Raw genomic sequence first — 21,719 nt, forward strand, 5'->3', positions numbered from 1 at the left:
CGCCCCAGCCCACCCCGGTCCCGAGCCTCCTGGACATCCAGGACGCACCGGTCGACGAACTGATCGGCGAGAACTGGGACCGCCCGCCGCACCGCGTCCCTATCGGTGTGGACGACGACCTGGGCATCGTCCTGTTCGACGTTCTGCGCACCCACAGGCCGCACGGCCTGCTCACCGGTCCGCGGCACCTTCGCGACCCGCTGCTGCGGACGCTCGTGTTCGGCCTCGCGCTCAGGCACTCCCCGAACGTGGTCAACTTCGCGTTCGCCGACTTTTCCAGGGGCATGTCCTTCGTCGGCTTGGGGAGCCTCCCCCATGTCGTGACCGCCGTCCACCCCACCTCGGCGGACTCGCCGCTGCTCAGCCGGTTCCCGGACGTCCTCGAAACCGAGCGGAGGCGCCGCGAAGCCGTCCTCCAGAACACCGGGACCCCGTGGTGGGACGACTACCAGGCGGCCGTCGCCGGGGACGGCTCGCTCGACCCGCTGCCCGCCCTGATCGTGATCATCGACAACGCCGGCCCGCTGCTGGAAACACGATCCGACCTGATCGAGCCCATCGTCGCTCTCAGCCGGAAATGTCCGGCCCAGGGGATCCGGCTCGTCTTCTGCTCACCGGACGACGCGGCCCTGCCGCCGGAACTCGACGCCCTCGTGTCATGGACCATGCGTACCCCCGGTGTTGCGGGTCCTCCAGGATCGGCGTCCCTTCACGTCCCCGGGGAGATGAGCCTTCCGGGCTTTCGACCCGCGCACATATCCCTCGATGTCGCCGATCCCATCGTGGAGCGCATGCGGGAGAGAGCCAGGCGAGCGCGCAGGCTCCCGTGGCCCGACGATGCCGCGCCGCCTCCGGCACCGTCCGAGCCGTCCCCCCTCGACACCGCCGCACCGCCTCCGGCGGTGCCGCGGTTCGACGTGCTCAAGCTCAACGGCGGCGGGGCCAGCGGGATGTTCGAGGAGACGTGGGCGCGGCCCGCGCTCGACCCTCGCGATCCCGCGATCGGGTACGACCCGGACGGTGAGGTCGTCACGCTCTACCCGCTAGACATATCGGCGGGTATCCCGCACGGGCTGATCGTGGGCGAGACCGAGGCGCGCCAGCACGTCCTCCGCAACATCGCGCTCGCGCTCGCATCGTGCTACTCCCCCGGCGACCTCACGTTCGCCTTCGGTGGGGCGGGCGCGCATCCGCTGGGCGAGCCGCTCGACCTCCCGCACGTCGCCTTTTCCGACGCCGAACTCCTCGGACGGCCGCAGCGCCTCCGGGAGTTCACCGAATACCTGTCGGGCGAGCTGGAATCCAGGATCTTCGCGAATTCGACTGATGCCCCGGGTCTGCTCGTGTTCGCGGACCTGCCGTCGCCGTCGTCCCTCCGGAGCGAGGGGCCCGGAGTGCCGCTCGAACTGGTGCGACGCGGCCCGGCCTTCGGGGTCCAGTTCCTGTTCTCCGTGTCCACCGTCGAAGACACCACGGAATGGGAACGTGTGCTGTCGCTCTTCGGCTGGCGCGTCGCGGCGGACCGCCTGCCGCCCGCCGTCCTTCAGCGCGTCCTCGGGCAGGCGAACCTCCCCTTCCCCGACGAGCACACCGCTTACCTCAGCGCCGGGAGCGACGGACCTCGCCGGTTCACCCTGGCCCCGGACCCACCGCGGCCCGCGATCGACGACTTCGTCCAGCGGACCCAGCGCCACTGGGCCGCCCTCTCGGGGCAGGCCATCGAGCCGAGCTTTGATGCGTCCATTCTGGATGCAATGGTCGAGGAACTCCCCGACAGAGTTCCCCATGTGGAGCAGACGCCGGATCATGAATACAAGGCGATCGACACCGGCAAGGTGACGAACGCCTTGCGGGAGATACTCGTCGGCCAGGCCGAGGAATCGCGCGACGGGCGCCCACCCGGGCTCCGGCACCTGATCTTCCCGGCCCCGTACGTGCTGGAAATGACCACGGTCGCACGGCTGTACGGGGACATCCTCGGCGAACACGGGTTGCTGACGCAGGGGAACCTCATCACCCTGTCCTCCGGCCGATCGGCCTGGAACGACGACCCCCACTCCACCATCGCCCCTCTTTACCGCGGCAGCCAGGGCAGTGTCGTCCTCGTCCATGACGCCCGCGGGGTCACCCCCGATGCCAGCTACCTCCGTCCTGAGGTGATCAGACGGCTGATCAACGTGATGGAGGAAGAGCACGAGGATGCGCTGCTCGTTCTCTGCGGCGACGCGGCTCGGTTCAGCGAGCTGCTCCGCACGGTCCCCGGGTTCGCCGAGCGATTCCGGTGGGTCACCGCGATGGAGTCGGGCACCCGGTCGGAGGCCACCGGAGATCCGGCCGTCGCGGAGGTCCTCCGGCAACTCCATCTCACGGAGAAGCAGGCCAGGCCGCCGGACGAGCGGCTTTCCCGGCACATCGTGTACGGGGGGACGGACGGGCCGCGAATCGCCCGGCTCGCGGCGGAGTACGGGCGCATGCTCGCAGAACTGGGCGTGCTCTCACACGGCGATGTGCTCGAGGGCACCGCCGACTGGCTGGGCCATGTCGCGGGCGAGCCGGGAAGGACCATGGCCGACCTCTTCAGGGAGAGCCGCGGCGGTGTCCTGCTCCTCCACATGGCCCGGGAGGCCATCGCCCCGGCCGAGGCCGAGGCGGTCTTCCCCGAGCGGCTCCGGGCGCTGGTGCAGGAACACGGCGAGGACCCGGTAGTGATCGTCTGCGCCGACGCCGGGCAGATGATCGGCCTCCGCAGGTTCGACCCCCACTTCACCGACCGGTACCGCAGGCTCCTGGAGTTCCCGAAGGTCACGGACGCAAGCACGCCGCCCGACGAGCCCGCCGAAGCCGAACCGCCGCCGGACCTGCCGGAGCTGATCTACGTGGGGGAGCTTCCCGCCGTCACCGACCGGCGCATACCGATCGGGGTCGCCGGCGGTACGCGCGAACCGGTGTACGTGGACTTCGACGCGGACCCGCATCTGCTGGTCGCCGGGCCTCCCGGATCGGGACGCGCGAACGCCCTGCAACTGCTCCTCGACGGGATCTCAGCGCGGGAAGGCGTTCCGGAGGCCGAGATCCACGTCTTCGACGCGCACGAGATCCTCCTGTCCCTCGCCGAGGAGTACGGCCTCACCGAAGCCGCGGGCCCCGGTGTCGGCTACACCGATTCGGCCGCGGAGTTCCGCGAGACCGTGGACGGGCTCGTGCGGCGGCCTCCGGACGCCGAGGTCTTCCTCTTCGTGATCGACCGCGACCTCGATGACGATCCGCTGCGGGCACTCCCCCGCGACGTGCTGACCTCGTCCGGCCACCGGATCCACCTCGTGCTGGCGCGGCTGCTCACCGTCCTCGACCAGCCCGTCGATCCAATGGTCTCCACGCTGCACGAGATGGGGGCGCCCGCGCTGCTCCTGGGGCACCGGTACGGCGAGGAGAACCGGTTGTACGGGGCCGAACCGCCCGGCGGACCCGGGGTCGTCGGACGCGGAGTGCTGGTCCGTGGGGGGCGCCGGCACGTCCTCCAGGTCGCGCACGCGTCACCGTTCGCCTGACCCCAGTATTGTACCGATCCGTCCATAACGTGTTACGGTTCCGGCATGGCGCGGCCGAGGAACTTCGATGAGCGGCGGGCGGTCGAGGCCGCCATGCGGGCCTTCTGGGCGGACGGGTACGAGGCGACCTCCACGCAGGAGCTGTGCGAGGCCACGGGGCTCGGGCGCAGCAGCATCTACAACACCTTCCGCAGCAAGCGCGACCTCTTCGAGAAGGCCCTGTCCCGCTACATGGAGATCAAGACCTCCAGCGTCATCGAGGCGCTGGAGGACCGCGACCGGCCGGTCCGGGAGCGGCTGCGGACGGTCCTGGAACGGGCCGTCGAACCCCCGGCCGACGAGCCGCCCGGCTGCCTGGTCGTCAACACGATGGTGGAACTGGCGCCGCACGACGCGGAGCTCACCGGACGGATCGAGCGGGACCAGCGGCGGCGGCTGGCCGCCTTGAAGGCCGCCATCGAGGAGGGGCAGCGCGCCGGGGAGATCGCGCCGGACAAGGACGCGACGGCGCTGGCGCACTTCGTCATCTCGACCGTCGGCGGGATGCGCGTCGCGGCCCGCGGGGGCGCCGGCACGGCCACGCTGGCCTCGATCGCCGACACCGCCATGAACGCCATCTGAGCCACCGGGGACGGCGACCGCCGTCCCCCTTTTCGCACCTCCATTTTGGACTGAACAATACAGAAAGGCGAGAGCGATGCCACTGGCCGTCTACGTGCTGGGTCTGGCGATCTTCGCGCAGGGCACGTCGGAGCTGATGCTGGCGGGACTGCTGCCCGGCATGGCGGAGGACCTGGGCGTGTCGGTGCCCGACGCCGGGCTGCTGATCTCGGCGTTCGCGATCGGGATGCTGCTGGGCGCGCCCGTCCTCGCCGTCCTCACCCTGCGCTGGCCGCACCGCCGCGCGCTGCTGGCGTTCCTCGCGGTGTTCGCGCTGACCCACGTGATCGGGGCGGTGACGACCGAGTACGGGGTCCTGTTCGCCACGCGGGTCGTCGGCGCGTTCGTCTACGCGGGGTTCTGGACGGTGGCCACGGCGACGGCGGTGGGCCTCGTCCCACGGAACGCGCGCGGGAAGGCGATGGGGATCGTCGCCGGCGGGCTCACCGTCGCGACCATCGTGGGCGTGCCCGCGGGGACGGTGATCGGGCAGCATCTCGGCTGGCGGGCCGCGTTCTGGGCGGTCGCGGCGATGTCGGTCGCCGCCATGGCCGGGGTGGCCGCGACGATCCCCGACCGGCGGCCGGACGGCGAGGTGCCCCGCATACGGGACGAACTGCGTGCGATGGCCGTCCCCCGGCTGTGGCTGCTGTACGGGACGACGGCGCTGGCCACCAGCGGCAGCCTGGTCACGTTCGGCTATCTCGGCGCGCTCCTGACCCGCACGACGCACATCGCGGAGGCGTGGGTACCCGGGGTGCTGGCCCTGTACGGGGCGGGCGCGCTCCTCGGCATCACGATCGGCGGGCGGACGGCGGACACGCGGGCCGTCCCCACCCTGTACGCCGGATTCGGCGGGCTCGTGGCCGTTTCGGCGGCGCTGGCCCTGACCGCGCGGTCACCCGCCCCGGTGGTGGTACTCGTGTTTCTGCTCGGCCTCGTCGGGTTCGCGACGAACCCGACGCTCAACTCGCGGGCGTTCGGCATGGTGGACGGTTCGGCGACGCTGGTCGCGGCCGGCAACGTGGTCGCGTTCAACGTCGGCATCACCGTGGGCCCGTGGCTCGGCGGGCTGGCCATCGGCGCGGGCGCCGGTTACGCGTCCACCGGCTGGATCGGGGCGGTGCTGGCGCTGCTGGCTCTGGGGGCGGTGGCGCTCGGCCAGCTCCGCGGCCGGACGGCGCCGTCCGCGAACCCCGATCACACGGACCCCGGTCACACGGACCCCGGTCACACGGACCCCGGTCACACGGACCCCGGTCAGCGGCAGGAGTCGGCGGGGAAGCTCCACAGGGCCCGTTTGTGAGCGTATTCGGCCACGGTCCAGATGCGGTGCCGGCCGCGGTAGCAGGACAGGTCCTCAGGGCCGTAGGAGATTGTGCGGTGCGTGACACCGGCCCAGCCCCACCAGTCGCGCCGCGCCATGAAGAGCCGTCCGCGCTTCCTGCCGAGGCCCTGCGTGAACCACCACTGGCCGTTCGTCCTGACCGCGCCCTGGATCCGGTCATAGGGAAGGGGCGCGGCCCAGTCGGCGCGGACGGGGCGGGTGCCGTTGAGTGCCTGCACCGGCCAGGTGACAACACGTCCGCTCCGCCCCTTCGGGCGGCACCACTCACCGGCGATGAGGACGTGGCGCCAGGTGGTGCGGTCGACGGCGACCCAGGACATGCGCAGGGCGCCGCTTCCACGGCACTTGCCGCCGGTCCAGCCTCCTCGGGCGAATCTCCAGCTTCCCGTCTGGGGCATCACATAGCGGTAGCCGTGGCCGTGGTACTTCCCGCCGTGGAGACCGACGCGCCCAGAGGAACGCGTCGAGCCCGCCTTGCTCTGGCCCAGGTCGAAGATGAGGCGCGTGTCGAACTCGCGGAGACCGTTGCGGGTGTCGGCCACGTAGAGCTTGTCGCCGTACCAGGCGATACCGCCCGCGTGGATGTCGATGTCGGTGAAGGAGGGCTTCTTGCCCTTCATGGTCGGGTGGACGAGCAGGACGTGCCGGTAGGTGCCCCTGTCGGGGTCGACGAACGTGACCTTGACGCGTCCGCCGCCGTGCCAGGACACGAGGAGGGGCCTGGACCCGCCCGCCAGGCGCTCGGCCGCCCTGGCGTCCGAGACGGTCGTGACGCCCTGCGGAACCCACTCGCCGGTGGTGGAGTCGGCCCTGTCGAAGCAGTGCACGAGCGACTGGGCGGGCACCCCGGCCGCCTTGCCGCAGCCGCCGCGCAGCCTCTTCCCGCCGGACGAGCCGAGCAGGGCGTCGGCGCCGCTCCGGTGCAGCCTCCCGTCGAGCGCCCGGATCGGCGCGGCCCGGCCGGGCCCGCGGCGCAGCTCGAACTCGCGGAGACCCGGTGGCGCGGCCGCGGCCGCCCGCTCGGGCACGGCGAACACCGCGGCCGGGACCGCCCCCGCCGCCGCCAGCGGGACACCCGCTGCCAGCCCCGCGATCCTCCTCCACCACGAACGGTTCAAGATCGTCACGTTCGGTGACGTATCCCGGCGGGGCGTCCCGAAAACGTGCGTTCGGCATCGCGTCGCCGGGGCCGGTCCGCGGGCGGTGCCGTCATGGACGGCCCCCGGGAGCGAGGGCCGTCCATGAGCGCCCGGGTCAACCCAGGCGGCACGTCCCGGTGTCGGACTTCGACGGGTCGCTCTCCGAGGTGGCGGTCAGCCGCAGGTTCGCCCGGCGGTCCGCGCCCGGCCCGGCCTTCGCCCACACCTCGACCTCCGTGCGGCCCCTGGCCTCGGCGGTGGCGAGCTCGTTCGGCAGCCACGCCGTCCAGCCCCCGGGCGCGCCGGCACTGAGCCGGAACACGTCCGAGCCGTGGTGACCGCCGCCGCCCCTGCCCCGGTTGTGGAGCGGCACCGTGCATTTCGCCCAGCCCGCGCCGGTCGGCCGGGCGTGCCCGTTGCCGACCCGCACGCCGCGCCGCTGCGGCCCGGCGCCGTCCAGGGAGCGGATCGCGACCGTGTACGACAGGACGCCCTTCCGGTCGCGGTGCACGTCGAGGACGTAGAAGTGCAGGCGGTTGGCCTCGTCGACGTACTCGTACTCGCTGCCGGAGTTCGTCCCCGCGTGGAACAGCGCGTCCGAGAGCTGCCGGTAGTCGCCGATCGTCATCATCTTGGGGGTGCCGTCCGGCAGGACGAAGTCGACCTTGTCGATGTCCTGCGGGTTGGCGTCCTTGACCCAGATGAACGGCGCCCGGTCCTGGTCCTTCGTCTTCGCGAGCAGGACGCCGGAGTCCGGGGTGAACGAGTCGGTGCCCATCCGGTCCACGACCTCGATCGTGTAGTTGTCGTAGCCGCCGCCGTCGCAGCGCGGATCGGTGGAGGTGTCGCAGGCCGGGCTCCTGTCGCCGCCGTCGCCGAGCACCAGGTTGATGCCCGCGAGGCCGCCCCCGCCGGGTTCGACGGCGCGGGCCGTCACCCGGGCGACGACCGTGCCGGACGAGGCGAGCGTCTCCCGGTCGAGCCGGAGCACCTTGCCCGGGTCCACGATGCCGAGCTTCAGCTTGTTGCGCAGCATGTGCTGCGCGCCCATGGAGGCGCCGCCGGTGGCCGGTATCGTCCACCGGCTGTGCGGGCCGCCGGGGCCGTTGAAGGTGCCGCGGCTGAGCATGTCCCACGGCCCGCTGTACGCGCGGCGCGGTGGATCGCCGTACGGGTTGTTGTAGTTGTCGCCGATGCCCAGGATGTGACTGAACTCGTGGGCGAACACCGACATCCCCGAGCTCTCCGCCTGGGTGGAGCTGCCGGACACGGCGTTCGGCCACAGCGTGGAACCGGCCTGCCACGACGTCCAGTCGATGTATCGGGTGTCCACCCAGTTCGGCAGCTTCGGGTCACCGGGCCCCCACTCGGGTGGCACGTCCTCCTTCGAGGCGAACTTCATCTCGCCGAACTCCTGCCAGGTGGAGCTCTCGTCCTGGCCGGCGCTGAGGAAGAACACGAAGTCGAACTCGGCGGCCTTCTCCTCGCCGACGTCGGCGATCCACGCGGCGCGGGCGTCCCGGCGCAGGTCGCGGTCGCAGGTGTCGCCCTCGGGGCAGCCCATGCCGCCCTGCATCCGGCTCTCCACGCCGTACTCGTGGTCCTTGGCGGGCATCTGGTACGCCCCGAACGCGGTGAGGTTCACCCCGTACCGGCCGCCGGAGTCCTCCATCCAGTACTCGTGCAGGGTGTGGCCGTGGTTGAGCTTCTGCGGCTTGTTGAGGAAGTCCTGGTAGAACCGGGCGACGTCCTCGCGGGGGACGTCGCTGACGCCGACGGGGTTGCCGAAGATGCTGGAGTTGTGCGGCTGCGTCACCTCGAACGGCTGGTTCGGGTAGTCGACCAGGACGATCGCGCCGTTGAAGTTCTTCTCCGACCCCTTGCGGGACGGGTCGGCCCACGACGTGCCGGGCACGGCCCTGTAGTCGTCCCAGGTCATGGTGTCGGGGAGCTCGTAGTTCTGCGGGTCGATGGGACGCGGGGCGCCCGCCGCGAACGTGCGGACGTCCGGCTGGTCGAGCTGCCACGGCTGCGTCCGCGGCCAGTGGCGCATCTGCCACGGGTTGGCGGTGGGTTCCGGGATGGGAGGGCTCGGCTGCGCGGCGGCCGGGACGACCGCCAGGCCGACGACCAGCCCGGCGGCCGCCGCGGGCACCAGCAGCATGTTCTTGACGCGCATCTTTCCCCTGCCTCTGGTGGGTTGCGCAGAACGTAAGGCAGGGGATTCGGCCCGGCTACGGCCGAGTTAGCCGAGCCTGCGGGGTCTGCCCTGGCATGTCGGACAGTGCGCCCAGGTCACACCGGAAGCCGCCGTCCCGCGACGACGATGCCGTCCTCGTCGCTGTACAGCCAGTCGCCCGGACGGAACTCCACGCCCCCGAAGGTGACCGGCACGTCCACCTCCCCGGCGCCCTCCTTGGCGCTCTTGCGGGGGTTCGAGCCGAGGGCCTTCGCCCCGAGGTCCAGCTCGCGCAGGGCCGCCACGTCCCGGACCGCGCCGTTGATGACGACCCCGGCCCAGCCGTTCGCCACCGCCGACGCCGCGATCATGTCGCCCATCAGCGCGGACGCCAGCGAGCCGCCGCCGTCCACCACCAGGACCCGGCCCTCGCCGGGCGTGTTCAGCAGCCGCTTCACCAGCCCGTTGTCCCGGTCGCAGCGCACGGTCGAGACCGGCCCGGCGAACGCCGCGCGCCCGCCGTAGCGCCGGAACTGCGTCTCGCAGCTGCGCAGCTCGTCCCCGAAGTCGTCGATGAGGTCAGCGGTCGCGAAGTCCATGCCCGGCAGCCTACTGGGCGGTAACCCGGGTGGGCGCGGGCGCGTCGATGGGCCGGCCGATCAGCCGGGACAGCACGATCGACGTCTTGGTCGCGGTGATGTTGTCCTCGCGCCGCAGCCGCTCCAGCACCTGCTCCAGGTGCTGGATGTCGCGGGCCCGCACATGGACGAGCGCGCTGGCGTCGCCGCTGATCGTGTAGGCGGCGACGACCTCCGGATGGCCGCGGACGCTCGAATGGATCTCGTCGGGCGACGTCGCGCCCGTGCAGAAGATCTCGATGAACGCCTCGGTCGTCCAGCCGAGCGCCGCCGGGTCGACGACGGCCGCGAAGCCGTTGATGACGCCGTCCGAGCGCAGCCGGTCGACGCGCCGCTTCACCGCCGGAGCCGACAGCCCGACCCGGTCGCCGATCTGCGCGTACGAGGCGCGGCCGTCCTCCAGTAGCTGCGCAACGATTCGACGGTCAAGCTCATCAAGACGCAACAAATAACACCTCTGAAGTCGGTTTCCGCCATTGGGAGACGGTCGATCCCGAACATACGCTGGGATGTGGACCGGCGGCCACCTGACCCGCCCGGCCCCCCACGGCACCGGGCACCATCCGGTGGTACGGCTGTGCCCGGTCAAGGACGACCGGGCCGAGTTGAAGGAGCGTCGTGAGGCCGACCGACCAGCTGAGGGCACTGTCCGACAGGCACAGCGCGCACAACTACCACCCGCTCCCGATCGTCGTCGCCGAGGCCGACGGCGTCTGGCTGACCGATGTCGAGGGACGCCGGTACCTGGACATGCTGGCGGCCTACTCCGCGGTCAACTTCGGGCACCGCAACCCGCGCCTCACCGCGGCCGCCAAGCGGCAGATGGACCGCGTCACGCTGGTGAGCCGCGCCTTCGACCACGACACCTTCGGCCCGTTCGCCGCCGAGCTGGCCGAGCTGTGCGGCAAGGACATGGTCCTGCCGATGAACAGCGGCGCCGAGGCCGTCGAGACGGCCCTGAAGACCGCCCGCAAGTGGGGCTACGAGGTCAAGGGCGTCCCGGCCGGCCAGGCGAACATCATCACGTTCGAGGGCAACTTCCACGGCCGCACCACCACGATCGTCAGCTTCTCCACCGACCCGGACGCCAAGGACTCCTACGGCCCCTACACGCCGGGCTTCCGGACCGTCCCGTACGGGGACGCCGAGGCGCTGAAGGCCGCGATGGACGACGCCACGGTCGGCGTGCTGATCGAGCCGATCCAGGGCGAGGCCGGTGTCAACGTCCCGCCGAGCGGGTTCCTGCGCACGGTGCGGGACCTGTGCACCGCGAACGGCACGCTGATGATCGCGGACGAGATCCAGTCCGGCCTCGGCCGCACCGGCACCACGTTCGCGTGCGAGCACGAGGGCGTCGTGCCCGACGTCTACGTCCTCGGCAAGGCCCTCGGCGGCGGCATCATGCCCGTCTCCGCGGTCGTCGCCGACGCCGGCGTCCTGGGGGTCTTCAAGCCCGGCCAGCACGGCTCGACGTTCGGCGGCAACCCGCTCGCCTGCGCGATCGGCCGGGAGGTCGTCGCGATGCTGCAGACCGGCGAGTACCAGGAACGCTCCCGGACGCTCGGCGCCCACCTGCACGAGCGGCTCGGCGCGCTGCCGGGCGACCTCGTCCGCGAGGTCCGCGGCCGCGGCCTGTGGGCGGGCGTCGAACTGAACGGCAAGGCGCGCCCGGTCAGCGAGCGGCTCATGGACCTCGGCGTCCTCGCCAAGGAGACCCACGACACCACCCTCCGCCTCGCCCCGCCCCTGATCATCGAGCGCGAGGACCTCGACTGGGCCCTCGACCAACTGGAGGCCGCCCTCAAGAGCTGAGCCCGGAACCACCGGATCAGCCACCACCGCAACCCCCGCGACGAGCCCCACCGTCGCGATCGCGTCCGAAGGCAGGTTTCGAGCCTGCGAGAAACCTGATCGCGCAGCGAGCCCCTGGGCGAGCCGGAGCGATGCAGCGATCGCACGCAGTGCCCGTTGAAGGGAGGGCCCCCAGGGCCCGACCGCCAAGGGCGCTGCCGATAAGCACGGGCGCCATCGGTCAATGGAGACCGGTGGCGCCCTCGTGTTTCGCCATCGCAAACTCCGGACTCGGCCAAGACCCGGCCAGGAGCCCGCATGGCGCGGGCGGCGGGCGCGCCCGCGCGGGGAGGGTGGGGCCATGCTGCGGAGATTCGGTAGGCGCCGGGTGGTCATCGGCTGCGGGGGGCTGGCGCTCGGCGTCCTGCTGCTCGCCGGGGTGGGCCTGTACCTGCTGCAACGGACGTACGACGACCAGGTCAACCGGATCTCCGGCGCGCTGCCCGCCGAGGCGGGGCGGCCGACGGCCACCGGACGCGGCGAGAACTGGCTGCTGATCGGCTCGGACCGGCGCGCGGACATGCCGTGGATGGGCGCCCGCGCCGACGCGATCATGCTGGTGCACCTGTCCGGGGACGGCGACCGGGTCTCGGTGATCGCGATCCCCCGGGACGGCTGGGTGCCGGTCCCCGGGCACGGCACCACGAAGATCAACGCCGCGTTCGCGTACGGCGGCCCGGCGCTGCTCATCCGCACCGTCGAGCAGCTCACGAAGGTGCGCGTCGACCACTACGCCGCCCTCGACTTCGGCGGGTTCGTGGAGATGACCGACGCGCTCGGCGGCGTGGACGTCACCGTCACCAAGCGCACCCACGACCCGATGCACAACCGCACCTGGGAGGCGGGAGACCACCACCTGGACGGTGTGGAGGCGCTGGACTTCGTGCGGCAGCGCTGGAACCTGCCGGCCGGCGACCTCGACCGGATCAAGCGGCAGCAGGCGTTCCTGCAGGCCCTCGCGGACAAGGCGCTGGACACCCGCAACCCCATCAAGATCGACCGGTTCATCCGGGCGGCGTCCCGCTCGGTGACCGTGGACGGGACCGTGACGTCCGGCACGCTGCGCGGGCTGGCGCGGCGGCTGCTGGACACGTCGACGCTGGAGTACCTCACCACCCCGGTCAAGGGGCCGGCCGCGCGGGGCGACCAGAGCGTCGTGCTGCTCGACGACGCCGGCGTGCGGGAGCTGTTCACCGCCGTCAAGGCGGACCGCATCGGCGACTACATGGTGCGCAACGGCGCCGCGAACTCGGTGGACGCCGTCCGCTGAGCCGCCGCTACCCGCGGGGGCGCGCCGCCTTGCCCAGCAGCCACTCGCCCGGCGGGCGCTCCGCGGGCACCAGCATCACCCCGGCCACGGCGGCCACCATGCCGCCGATGATGTAGACGTACCCGGCGGTCGTCCCGGGGACGGCGAGGTCGCCCTCGGCGCGGCGCACCGACATCACGAACGCCATCACGCCCCACATGGCGGCGGGGATCGTCGCGCCGAGCCGCCCGCCCATCCCGAGGCCGGCCAGCCGGACCATGGAGAAGACGAGCACCGCCAGCACGAGCGCCGCGACCGGGACGGGACCGAAGGTCCAGTTCTGGGCGAACGAGCCGAACACCCCGAACACGGCGCCGAGCAGACCGAGGACGGCGTACGCGGCGCCGGACACGACCGCGTCGAGCGGCGCCTCGCCGTCCGGGCGGTCCGCCGCGGCCGCCGTGGCGCCGCCCGCCGGGCCCCGGTCGGGAACGGGTTCCCCGTCCGCTCCGGCGAGGGCGCCGGGGCGGCCGTCCTTCGCCAGGCTCACCCGGGTCTCGTCGTCCTCGTCCACGCCCGCCAGGGTACCGGGGGCGGCGGGGCCGGGGCACCGGGACCGTTCCCCGCCGGGGCTGCGGCGGCTCAGCCGGGCGGGTCGGTGAGCCCGGCGAACAGGTCCCGCTCGCGGCGGCCGGGGCCGAGCGGCCCCGGCTCCCCGGCCTGCAGGATGAAGTACTCGGTGCCGAACACCTGCTGGCCCAGGTTGTTCGACAGCGCGAAGAACGGCCCGACCTCGTCCGGCGCCACGACGATCTGGGTGCGGTGGGCGCGCAGGGCGGCGATCTTGGCGGGCAGGTGGGCGCGGGCGTCCACCGCCGAGGTGACCTGGCCGTCCGGGACGCCGGAGCCCAGCTCGTCCAGCCCGGCGACGCGGGCGAACGGCAGCTTCGCCTCCCGCATCACCGCGATCGCGCGGGCCAGGACGGTGCGCGGGGTGGCGTAGGCGTAGACCTTGGGGACCCGCCACGGCTCGGCGCCGTCCTCGTGGGCCGGGTCGGCCGCCAGCTCGTACGCCCGCCACGTGACGCGGTGCGCCTGGATGTGGTCGGGGTGCCCGTAGTTGCCGCGTTCGTCGTAGGTGACGACCACGTGCGGGCGGACCTCCCGGATCACGGGGACCAGGTCCAGCGCGGCCGTGCCGACGTCGGCCCGCCAGAAGCAGCCCGGATGGTCGTTGGTGGCCGCCCCCATCATGCCCGAGTCGCGCCAGCGTCCCGGGCCGCCGAGGAAGCGGTGGTCGCGGACGCCGAGCGCCGCGCACGCCTCCGCCAGCTCCCCGATCCGGTACTCGCCCAGGCGGTCCTCCTTGTCGGACGCCAGATGGCGCAGGTCCTCGGGGATGACCTCGCCCTCCTCACCCAGGGTGCAAGTGACGAGACAGACGTGGGCGCCCTCGGCGGTGTACTTGGCCATGGTCGCCCCGGTCCCGATGGACTCGTCGTCCGGATGGGCGTGGACGAACAGGATCCGCGGCTCCTTCATAGACAACGAGCCTACTCAGCGTGCGGCGCCGCGGCGATGACCGCCCTGGCTCAGCCGCCGCCGGTGCCGGTCCCGCCGCCGCCGCCACCGTCGGCGCCGCCGCCACCGGTACCGCCGCCGCCGCCGGTGCCGCCGTCATCGTCGTCGTCCCCGCCGGTCGGCGGGTCGGTGGGCGTGCTGGTGGTCGGCGGGTTCTGCGTCGGGGTGCTCGTGGTCGGCGGCTCCTGCGTCGGAGCCTCCGTCTCGGGCGGCGGCGTGTTCTCGCGCGTCCTGGTGCGGGTCGGGGTCGGCTCCTCTTCCTCCTCGTCGGTGGGCGTCTCCTCGACCGAGGAGGAGTCGGTCACCGAGGGGGTGAGGGGCGTCTCCGGGGAGCCGTCCCCCCGGTTCGCCATGAACAGGCCCACGACCAGCGCCAGCGCGGCGATCGCCGCGACGGCCGCGAAGACCGGCCACTTGGACTTGCGCTCGGGCTCCCAGTCGTCGTAGCCGCTGCGCCCGGCGCCGGGCCCGCCGCCGTACGGGGGCCGCGCGGGCGGGAGGTCCCCGGTGTACTGGGCGGGCGACACCCGGCGGGTCGCGCCGCCCGGCGCGCCCGCCATCATCCCGGCGGCGGCGCCGCCCGCGGCGAGCGTCGAGCCCTCGGCGAGCATCGTGGTCGCCTGCGCGGGATCGTCCATGCGGGTCTGCGCGGAACCGCCCGGCCCGGTGCCGATCAGCGCCATCATGATCTGCTGCGCGGTCGGCCGCCGCTCCGGCTCCTTGACCAGGCACGCCGAGATCAGCCCGTGCAGGTTCTCCGGGACGCCCGCCAGCGACGGCTGCTCGTGCATCACCCGGTTGATCACCGCGACGACGGTGTCGTCGCCGAACGGCGGCCGCCCGGTCGCGGCGAACACCATCGTCGTGGCCCACGCCCACACGTCGACGGCCTCGGTGAGCGTGGCGCCCGCGACCTGCTCGGGCGCCATGTAGGACGGGGTGCCGATCGCCTTGGTCGCGGCGGTCTGCCCGGTGTCCAGGGCCCGCGCGATCCCGAAGTCGATCACCCGGGGCCCGTCCGGCGCCATGATGACGTTGTGCGGCTTGAAGTCGCGGTGCACGATCCCGGCCTGGTGGATCGCGACGAGCGCGGTCGCGGTGCCGATCGCGAGCCGGTCCAGCGCCGCGCCGGTGATCGGGCCGGTCTCGGTGATCTGCTTGTACAGCGACGGGCCGGGCACGTACTCGCTGGCGATGTAGGGCTGGTCGCCCGCGACGTCGGCCTCCAGCACCTGCGCGGTGCAGAACCGCGCCACCTGCTTGGCGGCCTGCGCCTCCCGGACGAACCGGTTGCGCGCCATCGTGTCGCCGGCCAGGTCCGCGCGGAGCAGTTTGATGGCGGCCCTGTTCCCGGAGGCGTCGACGCCCGCGTAGACGACGCCCTGGCCGCCCTCGCCGAGCCGATCGACGATCTCGTACGAGCCAAGCCGCCGGGGATCTCCCGGCTGCAGCTCCGGCATTGACCACTCCTCAGCCCGCGACGGAAAAAAGGTGTTGGGGAAGCCTTGAGCTTACGCGAGCGCGGACCCGGGCACGGGCCATTCCCCGTCCGCCATGCGACGCCCGCGATCATAGGGCCCGGGAGGCCGCCGTGCGCGACTTCGCCAGCGATTCCGTACTGGCAGACTCGGATGCCATGAGCATCAGCTATCCGCGGCAGAGCGCCCGCACGCGAAGGTTCAGCCTCGGCGTCCCGCGCGCCTTCCAGATCGCGCCGGACGAGTCCCGCGTCGCGTTCCTGCGCACGAGGGCCGGCGACGACCCGGTGACCTGCCTGTGGACGCTCGACACCGGCACCGGCGAGGAGCGCTGCGTGGCCGACCCCGCGGCGCTGGACGTCCCGGGCGAGGAGAACCTGCCCGCCGAGGAGCGGGCCCGGCGCGAGCGCGCCCGCGAGCAGGCAGGCGGCATCGTCGGGTACGCCACCGACCGGTCGATGCGGCAGGCGGTCTTCACCCTCGCCGGGCGGCTCCACGTCGCCGACCTCGACACCGCGCTCGTCCGGGAACTGCCCGCGCGGGCGCCCGTCTTCGACCCGCGCCCCGACCCCGCCGGGCGGCGCGTCGCCTACGTGTCGGGCCGGACGCTCCGGCTCATCGAGATCGACGGCACCGATGACCGGGCGCTCGTGCAGCCGGAGTCGGACCAGGTCTCCTACGGGCTCGCCGAGTTCGTCGCGGCCGAGGAGATGGGCCGGATGCGCGGCCACTGGTGGGCGCCGGACGGCGGGACGCTGCTGGCCGCGCGGGTCGACGAGACGCCCGTGCAGCGCTGGCACATCGCCGACCCCGCCAACCCGGACGCGGCGCCGTCGGAGATCGCCTACCCGGCCGCGGGCACCCCCAACGCGATGGTGTCGCTGGTGCTGCTCAAGGTCGACGGCGGCCGGGTCGACGTCGCCTGGGACCGCGGCATGTTCCCCTACGTCGTCACGGCGTCGTGGGACCGGCACGGCCTGCTGATCGTCGTCCAGCCGCGCGACCAGCGGGTGACGCGGGTGCTGCGGGTCGACCCGTCCAACGGGGAGACGTCCCTCCTGCACAACGAGCACGACCCGGTCTGGACGGAGATCGTCCCCGGGCTGCCCGCCCGGACGGGCGGCGGCGACCTCGTCTGGGCCACCGAGGACCGCGAGACCGACACGCGCCGGCTCACCGTCGCCGGCACGCCCGTGACGCCCCCCGGGCTGCAGCTCCGGTCGGTGCTCGGGGTGGACGGCGACGCGATCCTGTTCACCGGCTCGGAGGAGCCCACCGAGATCCACCTGTACTCCCGCGACGAGACCGGCGTGACGAAGATCACCGAAGGGCGGGGCGTCTTCGGCGGCACCCGGTCCGGCGGGGTCACCGTGGTCACCGGCGCGCGGCCGGACCGGCCCGGCGTGGAGATCGAGGTGCGCGCGCCGTCCGGCACCCACCCCATCGCCTCCCTGGCCGAGACACCGGTGATCACGCCGAGGGTCGAGCTGCTGCGCGCCGGCGACCGCGAGATCCGCACCGCCGTGCTGCTGCCCACCGGCTGGAAGCCCGGCGACGGGCGCCTGCCCGTCCTCATGGACCCCTACGGCGGCCCGCACGCGCAGCGCGTCCTCGCCGTCCAGCGGGCGTACTGCGAGCCGCAGTGGCTCGCCGACCAGGGGTTCGCCGTGGTGATCGCCGACGGGCGCGGCACGCCGGCCCGCGGCCCGGCGTGGGAGCGCGCCGTCCACGGCGACTTCGCGGAGCCGGTTCTGGAGGACCAGATCACCGCGCTGATCGAGGCGGCGCGGCGGCACCGCGACGCGTTCGACCTCGACCGGGTCGGCATCCGCGGCTGGTCGTTCGGCGGCTGGCTCGCGGGCCTGGCCGTGCTGCGCCGCCCGGACGTGTTCCACGCGGGCATCGCCGGGGCCCCGGTCACCGACTGGCGCCTGTACGACACCCACTACACCGAGCGCTACCTGGGCCACCCCGACGAGGAGCCGGAGAACTACGCCGCCAACTCCCTCATCGAGATGGCGGGCGAGCTGAAACGCCCGCTCATGATCATTCACGGCCTCGCGGACGACAACGTCGTGGCGGCCCACACACTCCGCCTGTCCTCCGCCCTACTGGCCGCGGGCCGCCCCCACACCGTCCTGCCCCTGTCGGGCGTGACCCACATGACCCCGCAGGAGGTCGTGGCGGAGAACCTCCTCCACCTCCAGGTCGACTACCTCAAGCAATCCCTGGACCGCCGCTAGGAACGCCAAGAGCGCCACAGGGCGGCGTAGGGGCCGTCGGCGGCCACGAGCTCGTCGTGGGTGCCCAGTTCGGTGATGCGGCCGTCCTCGACCACGGCCACGCGGTCGGCGTCGTGGGCGGTGTGGAGGCGGTGCGCGATCGCCACGACGGTCCGGCCGTCCAGGACCGCGGCGAGCGAGCGTTCCAGCCTGCGGGCGGCGCGCGGGTCGAGGAGGGAGGTCGCCTCGTCCAGCACGAGGGTGTGCGGGTCGGCGAGGACGAGCCGGGCCAGCGCGAGCTGCTGCGCCTGCGCGGGCGTCAGGGCCTCGCCGCCGGAGCCGGTGCCGGCGTCGAGTCCGGGGCCGTCCCAGTCGACCGCCGCGAGGACCCGCTCCAGCTCGGCGTCGGACGCGTCCGGGCGGGCCATCACGAGGTTCTCGCGGACGGTGCCGCGGAACACGTGGTGCTCCTGGGTGACCAGGGCGACGTGGCCGCGCAGCTCGTCCAGCGGCAGCTCGACCAGCGGCACGCCCCCGATGGTGACGGACCCGGCGCGCGGGCCGTCGACCCCGGCGAGCAGGCGGCCGAGTGTCGACTTGCCCGCGCCGCTGGGCCCGACCACGGCGAGGCGCTCACCGGGCCTCAGGTCGAGGTCCACGCCGTGCAGGACGTCCGCGCCGGAGCGGTAGGCGTAGCGGACGTCGCGGGCCGTGAGCCGCGCACCGGACGGGCGGCGGCCGTTCGGCGAGCGGTCGGGCGGGACGGTGCCCACGCCGAGCAGGCGGGCCAGGGACGCGCCGCCGAGCTGCAGCTCGTCCAGCCAGGACAGCATCGTGTCCACCGGGGCGATGAGCTGCTGCGCGTACAGGGTCGCGGCGGTCACCTGCGCGAGGGACGCCATGCCGTTGATGTAGAGGAGGCCGCCGACCAGCAGCGTCGCCGCGACGGGCAGCATGAAGCCCAGCTCCGCGACCGGAAAGAGGATCATGCGCAGGCGCAGGGTGTACCGCTCGGCGCGGTAGGACGCCGCGATGTCGGCGTCGCCGCGGGCGTGCCGGCGGTCCTCCAGCCCGAGCGCCTCGACCGTCCGGGCCCCCTGGACGGTCTCGGTGAGCCCGTCGGCGATCCGCGACCAGGCGGCGTTCTCCCGCAGGTATCCGCCGTGGGCGCGGGGCAGGTACCAGCGCGCCACCGTCCACAGCACCGGGACGCCGACCAGGGCGGGCAGCGCGACGAGCGGGCCGTTCAGCAGCAGCGCGCCGGCCGTCAGCGCGCAGACCACGACGGCGACGAGCGTCTCCGGCATCGCGTAGCGGACGGACGTGCTCAGCGTGTCCACGTCCCGGGACGCGCGGGTGACCAGGTCGCCGGTGCCGGCGCGCTCGACCCGCGACAGCGGCAGCGCGAGGACGCGGTCGACGAACTCCTCGCGGAGCTCGGCCAGCACCCGCTCGCCGAGCTTCGCGGAGGCGAAGTAGGCGTAGCGGGTCAGGACGCCCTGCACGACGACGAACCCGGCGATGGCCAGGCCGGTCGTGTCGACGTCGGCCCGGCCGTCGCGGACGCCCTCGACCAGGGCGCCGAGCAGGCGCGGCGTCACCAGGCCCGTCACGGCGGCCAGCCCGTGCAGGGCGAGGACGACGGCGAGGTCGCGGGGGTGCCTCGTGACGAGGCGCCGCGCGTACGCGCGCACCTGCGCGGGCGTCGCCACAGGCAGTGTCTCGGCGCTCACGTCCCCGCCCTCTCAGCGGCCTGGTCCATGGTCTTCCCGGTCTTCGCCGTCTCGGTCTTCCCGGTCTTCGCCGTCCCGGTCTTCGCGGGGGCCGTGGCCTCTCCCCTGGTCACCGTCGCCGCGTAGCGCGGCTCGGTGTCGAGGAGGTCGCGGTGGGCTCCTTCCGCGACGACCTGGCCGTCCTGGACGAAGGCGACGTGGTCGGCCCGGTCCAGCATCAGGGGGCTCGTGGTGCACACCACGGTGGTGCGTCCCGCGCGTGCCGGGCCGAGCCGGTCGGCGATGCGCGCCTCGGTGTGCGCGTCCACGGCACTGGTCGGTTCCACCAGGACGAGGAGGTCCGGGTCGGCGACGAGCGCCCGTGCCAGGCGGAGGCGCTGCTGCTGCCCACCGGAGAACTCCCGTCCCGCCTCGACCACATGCGCGTCCAGGCCGACGGAGTCGACGACGTCTTCGGCGCAGGCGGCATGGACCGCCGCGCGCAGCGCCGCTTCACCGCCCGCCGGGGCGAGGCTCTCGGCGAGGCGGCCGGAGAACAGGCGGTCCTCGTTGACCGCGACGAGGACCCGCCGCCGGACGTCCGCGACGGTGTGCAGCGGGACGCCGCCGAAGTCGACCGCGCCCGGCGCGTACCGGCCGAGCCGGTCGGCGATGGCCTGCGCGTCGCGCGGGTCCGCCGCCGCGACCGCGGTGACCCGGCCCTCCCGCACGACCAGCCCCGACGCGACGTCGGTCACGTGGAGGGGCCCCTCCGGACGCGCGGTACCGGTGTGCGGCAGCTCCGGCTCCATGGCGAGCAGGGCGGTGACACGGCCCGCCGCGACCAGCGCCTGGGTGATCCGGCCCGCGGCCTCCCCGACGGTCTTGAGCGGGATGATGAGGAACACCGCGTAGCCGTAGCACGTGACGAGCTCGCCCACGCCGATCGTCCCCCGCACGGCGAACCGGGCGCCGGCCCAGGTCACCAGCGCGATCAGCAGGCCGGGCAGCAGCACCTCGGCGCCGCTCAGCCGCGTCTCGGCCCACGCGACCGCGACCCCCGCCTTCCGCACCCGCCGGGACTCGGCGCGGTAGCGGCCGGAGAACATCGCCTCGCCGCCGATGCCGCGCAGCACCCGCAGGCCCGCGACGAGGTCGGTGGCGTGCGTGCTCAGCTCGCCGACCAGCTCCCGGTGCTCCTGCTCCCGGTCCCGGTAGGGCCGCAGCAGCGGCGCGGCCACCGCCAGGATGACCGGGACGCCGACCAGCACGATCAGGCCGAGCGCGGGCGACGTCGCCAGCAGGATGCCCGCGACGGCGATGATGGCGACGACGGCGCCGGTCCCCCGGGAGATGATGTCCAGCGCGCCGCCGATGTGGACGACGTCGGCCAGGCCGATGCTCATCATCTCGCCCGTGCTCATCCGTTTCGGCAGCGTCCCGCCGAGCCGGGTGGCCTGCCGGGTGACGACCTGGACGGTCCGGTACGAGGCCGCGAGCCAGTTGAACACCGCGAGCCGGTGCCGGAAGGCGCTGGTCACCGCCTGGACGATGCCGAGGCCGAGCAGGACCCCGGACCAGGTCAGCAGGGCGCGCTCGTCCCGCGCCGCGACGCCGTCGCCGAGGGCGCGGCCGATCGCGGCGGGCATGAGCGCCTGGCTGAGCATCCAGATCACGCCGAGGGCGGCGCCCGCCGCGCACGTCCGCCACTGGACGCGCAGCAACCACAGCAGGTAGCGCGCGGGAGAGCTGGAAACGGCACCGGAGGCGCCGCGGGGGGCGTGGGGGGTCATCCCCCCTCGAACGACACGGCCGGGCGTGCCAGGATCTTTTTCCGGCAGCGGCTTCACGGACGAAGGTTATGCAGCGGGGGCGCGAAAGTTCGACTGGTTTTCCAGCGGCTCCCGCGGGTTACGGTTCGCCCGAAACCCCATCCGATGATGTCCAGGGGTGCCACGCGAGGTCAGGACACGCTAGTGTCTGAGCAACGGAGCGATGCTTCCTCCGCTCCTTGAGCCGGGATTCCGGCGGCTAGGCCAATGCCGCTCCCCCGGCGCGGCGCGCACCGCTCCCCGTGGCCACGGGGAACGCGGAACGCCGTGACCGCTGCCAGT

General features: G+C 73.2%; 15 protein-coding genes. 6 read left to right on the forward strand and 9 right to left on the reverse strand.

Annotated elements, in window-relative coordinates:
• The 3 genes from E1289_RS18430 to E1289_RS18440 all read left to right on the forward strand — a co-directional run.
• The coding region (locus tag E1289_RS18430) for an FtsK/SpoIIIE domain-containing protein (protein ID WP_131981754.1) at positions 1–3,548 on the forward strand (3,548 nt) is incomplete at its 5' end.
• 45 nt (positions 3,549–3,593) lie between these two features.
• Positions 3,594–4,169, forward strand: coding sequence for a TetR/AcrR family transcriptional regulator (locus tag E1289_RS18435; RefSeq protein ID WP_131981756.1), 576 nt, complete (start codon positions 3,594–3,596; stop codon positions 4,167–4,169).
• Between the two features lie 76 nt (positions 4,170–4,245).
• The gene (locus E1289_RS18440) at positions 4,246–5,514 is read left to right on the forward strand and encodes a Cmx/CmrA family chloramphenicol efflux MFS transporter (protein ID WP_131981758.1); all 1,269 of its coding nucleotides are present in this window, start codon (positions 4,246–4,248) and stop codon (positions 5,512–5,514) included.
• Here E1289_RS18440 and E1289_RS18445 read toward each other — a convergent pair.
• The 4 genes from E1289_RS18445 to E1289_RS18460 all read right to left on the reverse strand — a co-directional run bounded on the left by E1289_RS18445 (position 5,469) and on the right by E1289_RS18460 (position 9,957).
• Positions 5,469–6,683: a hypothetical protein gene (locus tag E1289_RS18445; protein WP_131981760.1), complete on the reverse strand. Its 1,215-nt coding sequence runs from the start codon at positions 6,681–6,683 to the stop codon at positions 5,469–5,471. The two genes, E1289_RS18440 and E1289_RS18445, sit on opposite strands and share 46 nt — an antisense overlap.
• A 127-nt stretch (positions 6,684–6,810) precedes the next feature.
• Positions 6,811–8,874: a M6 family metalloprotease domain-containing protein gene (locus E1289_RS18450; protein WP_243712928.1), complete on the reverse strand. Its 2,064-nt coding sequence runs from the start codon at positions 8,872–8,874 to the stop codon at positions 6,811–6,813.
• A 116-nt stretch (positions 8,875–8,990) separates the two neighbouring features.
• Positions 8,991–9,473: a ribonuclease E activity regulator RraA gene (gene rraA / locus E1289_RS18455; RefSeq protein ID WP_131981762.1), complete on the reverse strand. Its 483-nt coding sequence runs from the start codon at positions 9,471–9,473 to the stop codon at positions 8,991–8,993.
• A gap of 10 nt (positions 9,474–9,483) precedes the next feature.
• The gene (locus E1289_RS18460) at positions 9,484–9,957 is read right to left on the reverse strand and encodes an Lrp/AsnC family transcriptional regulator (RefSeq protein ID WP_131981764.1); all 474 of its coding nucleotides are present in this window, start codon (positions 9,955–9,957) and stop codon (positions 9,484–9,486) included.
• A 173-nt stretch (positions 9,958–10,130) separates the two neighbouring features.
• On the opposite strand from E1289_RS18460, the gene rocD reads away from it, so the two are divergent.
• Both rocD and E1289_RS18470 read left to right on the forward strand, forming a co-directional pair.
• Positions 10,131–11,324: an ornithine--oxo-acid transaminase gene (gene rocD / locus E1289_RS18465; protein ID WP_131981766.1), complete on the forward strand. Its 1,194-nt coding sequence runs from the start codon at positions 10,131–10,133 to the stop codon at positions 11,322–11,324.
• 340 nt (positions 11,325–11,664) lie between these two features.
• Positions 11,665–12,633: an LCP family protein gene (locus E1289_RS18470; RefSeq protein ID WP_165970529.1), complete on the forward strand. Its 969-nt coding sequence runs from the start codon at positions 11,665–11,667 to the stop codon at positions 12,631–12,633.
• Between the two features lie 7 nt (positions 12,634–12,640).
• Here E1289_RS18470 and E1289_RS18475 read toward each other — a convergent pair whose 3' ends face one another.
• The 3 genes from E1289_RS18475 to E1289_RS18485 all read right to left on the reverse strand — a co-directional run bounded on the left by E1289_RS18475 (position 12,641) and on the right by E1289_RS18485 (position 15,653).
• A complete protein-coding gene (locus tag E1289_RS18475) occupies positions 12,641–13,186 on the reverse strand; it encodes a DUF6113 family protein (protein ID WP_131981770.1) in 546 nt (181 codons plus the stop codon).
• Between the two features lie 68 nt (positions 13,187–13,254).
• Positions 13,255–14,154, reverse strand: coding sequence for an N-acetyl-1-D-myo-inositol-2-amino-2-deoxy-alpha-D-glucopyranoside deacetylase (mshB, locus tag E1289_RS18480; RefSeq protein ID WP_131981772.1), 900 nt, complete (start codon positions 14,152–14,154; stop codon positions 13,255–13,257).
• Between the two features lie 50 nt (positions 14,155–14,204).
• Positions 14,205–15,653: a serine/threonine-protein kinase gene (locus tag E1289_RS18485; RefSeq protein ID WP_131981774.1), complete on the reverse strand. Its 1,449-nt coding sequence runs from the start codon at positions 15,651–15,653 to the stop codon at positions 14,205–14,207.
• A 176-nt stretch (positions 15,654–15,829) separates the two neighbouring features.
• Here E1289_RS18485 and E1289_RS18490 point away from each other — a divergent pair, with 176 nt between their 5' ends.
• Positions 15,830–17,914 carry a prolyl oligopeptidase family serine peptidase gene (locus E1289_RS18490; RefSeq protein WP_131981776.1) on the forward strand — a complete coding sequence of 695 codons (2,085 nt, stop codon included), beginning with the start codon at positions 15,830–15,832 and terminating at the stop codon, positions 17,912–17,914.
• On the opposite strand, the gene E1289_RS18495 is transcribed toward E1289_RS18490, so the two are convergent.
• Together E1289_RS18495 and E1289_RS18500 are read right to left on the reverse strand one after the other, a co-directional pair.
• The gene (locus E1289_RS18495; RefSeq protein WP_131981778.1) at positions 17,911–19,626 is read right to left on the reverse strand and encodes an ABC transporter ATP-binding protein; all 1,716 of its coding nucleotides are present in this window, start codon (positions 19,624–19,626) and stop codon (positions 17,911–17,913) included. The two genes, E1289_RS18490 and E1289_RS18495, sit on opposite strands and share 4 nt — an antisense overlap.
• Positions 19,623–21,398 carry an ABC transporter ATP-binding protein gene (locus tag E1289_RS18500; protein WP_131981780.1) on the reverse strand — a complete coding sequence of 592 codons (1,776 nt, stop codon included), beginning with the start codon at positions 21,396–21,398 and terminating at the stop codon, positions 19,623–19,625. Before E1289_RS18500 ends, E1289_RS18495 begins: the two co-directional genes overlap by 4 nt.
• Positions 21,399–21,719: the final 321 nt, after the last annotated feature.

Source organism: Actinomadura sp. 6K520, assembly GCF_004349245.1.
Taxonomy (GTDB): Bacteria; Actinomycetota; Actinomycetes; order Streptosporangiales; family Streptosporangiaceae; genus Spirillospora.

What these genes read in the sequence shown, in the direction of transcription:
- E1289_RS18500 (WP_131981780.1), bottom strand. Translation starts at nt 21,398, where the DNA reads ATGACCCCCCACGCCCCCCGCGGCGCCTCCGGTGCCGTTTCCAGCTCT.
- E1289_RS18490 (WP_131981776.1), top strand. Translation starts at nt 15,830, where the DNA reads ATGAGCATCAGCTATCCGCGGCAGAGCGCCCGCACGCGAAGGTTCAGC.
- E1289_RS18440 (WP_131981758.1), top strand. Translation starts at nt 4,246, where the DNA reads ATGCCACTGGCCGTCTACGTGCTGGGTCTGGCGATCTTCGCGCAGGGC.
- mshB (WP_131981772.1), bottom strand. Translation starts at nt 14,154, where the DNA reads ATGAAGGAGCCGCGGATCCTGTTCGTCCACGCCCATCCGGACGACGAG.
- E1289_RS18435 (WP_131981756.1), top strand. Translation starts at nt 3,594, where the DNA reads ATGGCGCGGCCGAGGAACTTCGATGAGCGGCGGGCGGTCGAGGCCGCC.
- E1289_RS18470 (WP_165970529.1), top strand. Translation starts at nt 11,665, where the DNA reads ATGCTGCGGAGATTCGGTAGGCGCCGGGTGGTCATCGGCTGCGGGGGG.
- rraA (WP_131981762.1), bottom strand. Translation starts at nt 9,473, where the DNA reads ATGGACTTCGCGACCGCTGACCTCATCGACGACTTCGGGGACGAGCTG.
- E1289_RS18450 (WP_243712928.1), bottom strand. Translation starts at nt 8,874, where the DNA reads ATGCGCGTCAAGAACATGCTGCTGGTGCCCGCGGCGGCCGCCGGGCTG.
- E1289_RS18485 (WP_131981774.1), bottom strand. Translation starts at nt 15,653, where the DNA reads ATGCCGGAGCTGCAGCCGGGAGATCCCCGGCGGCTTGGCTCGTACGAG.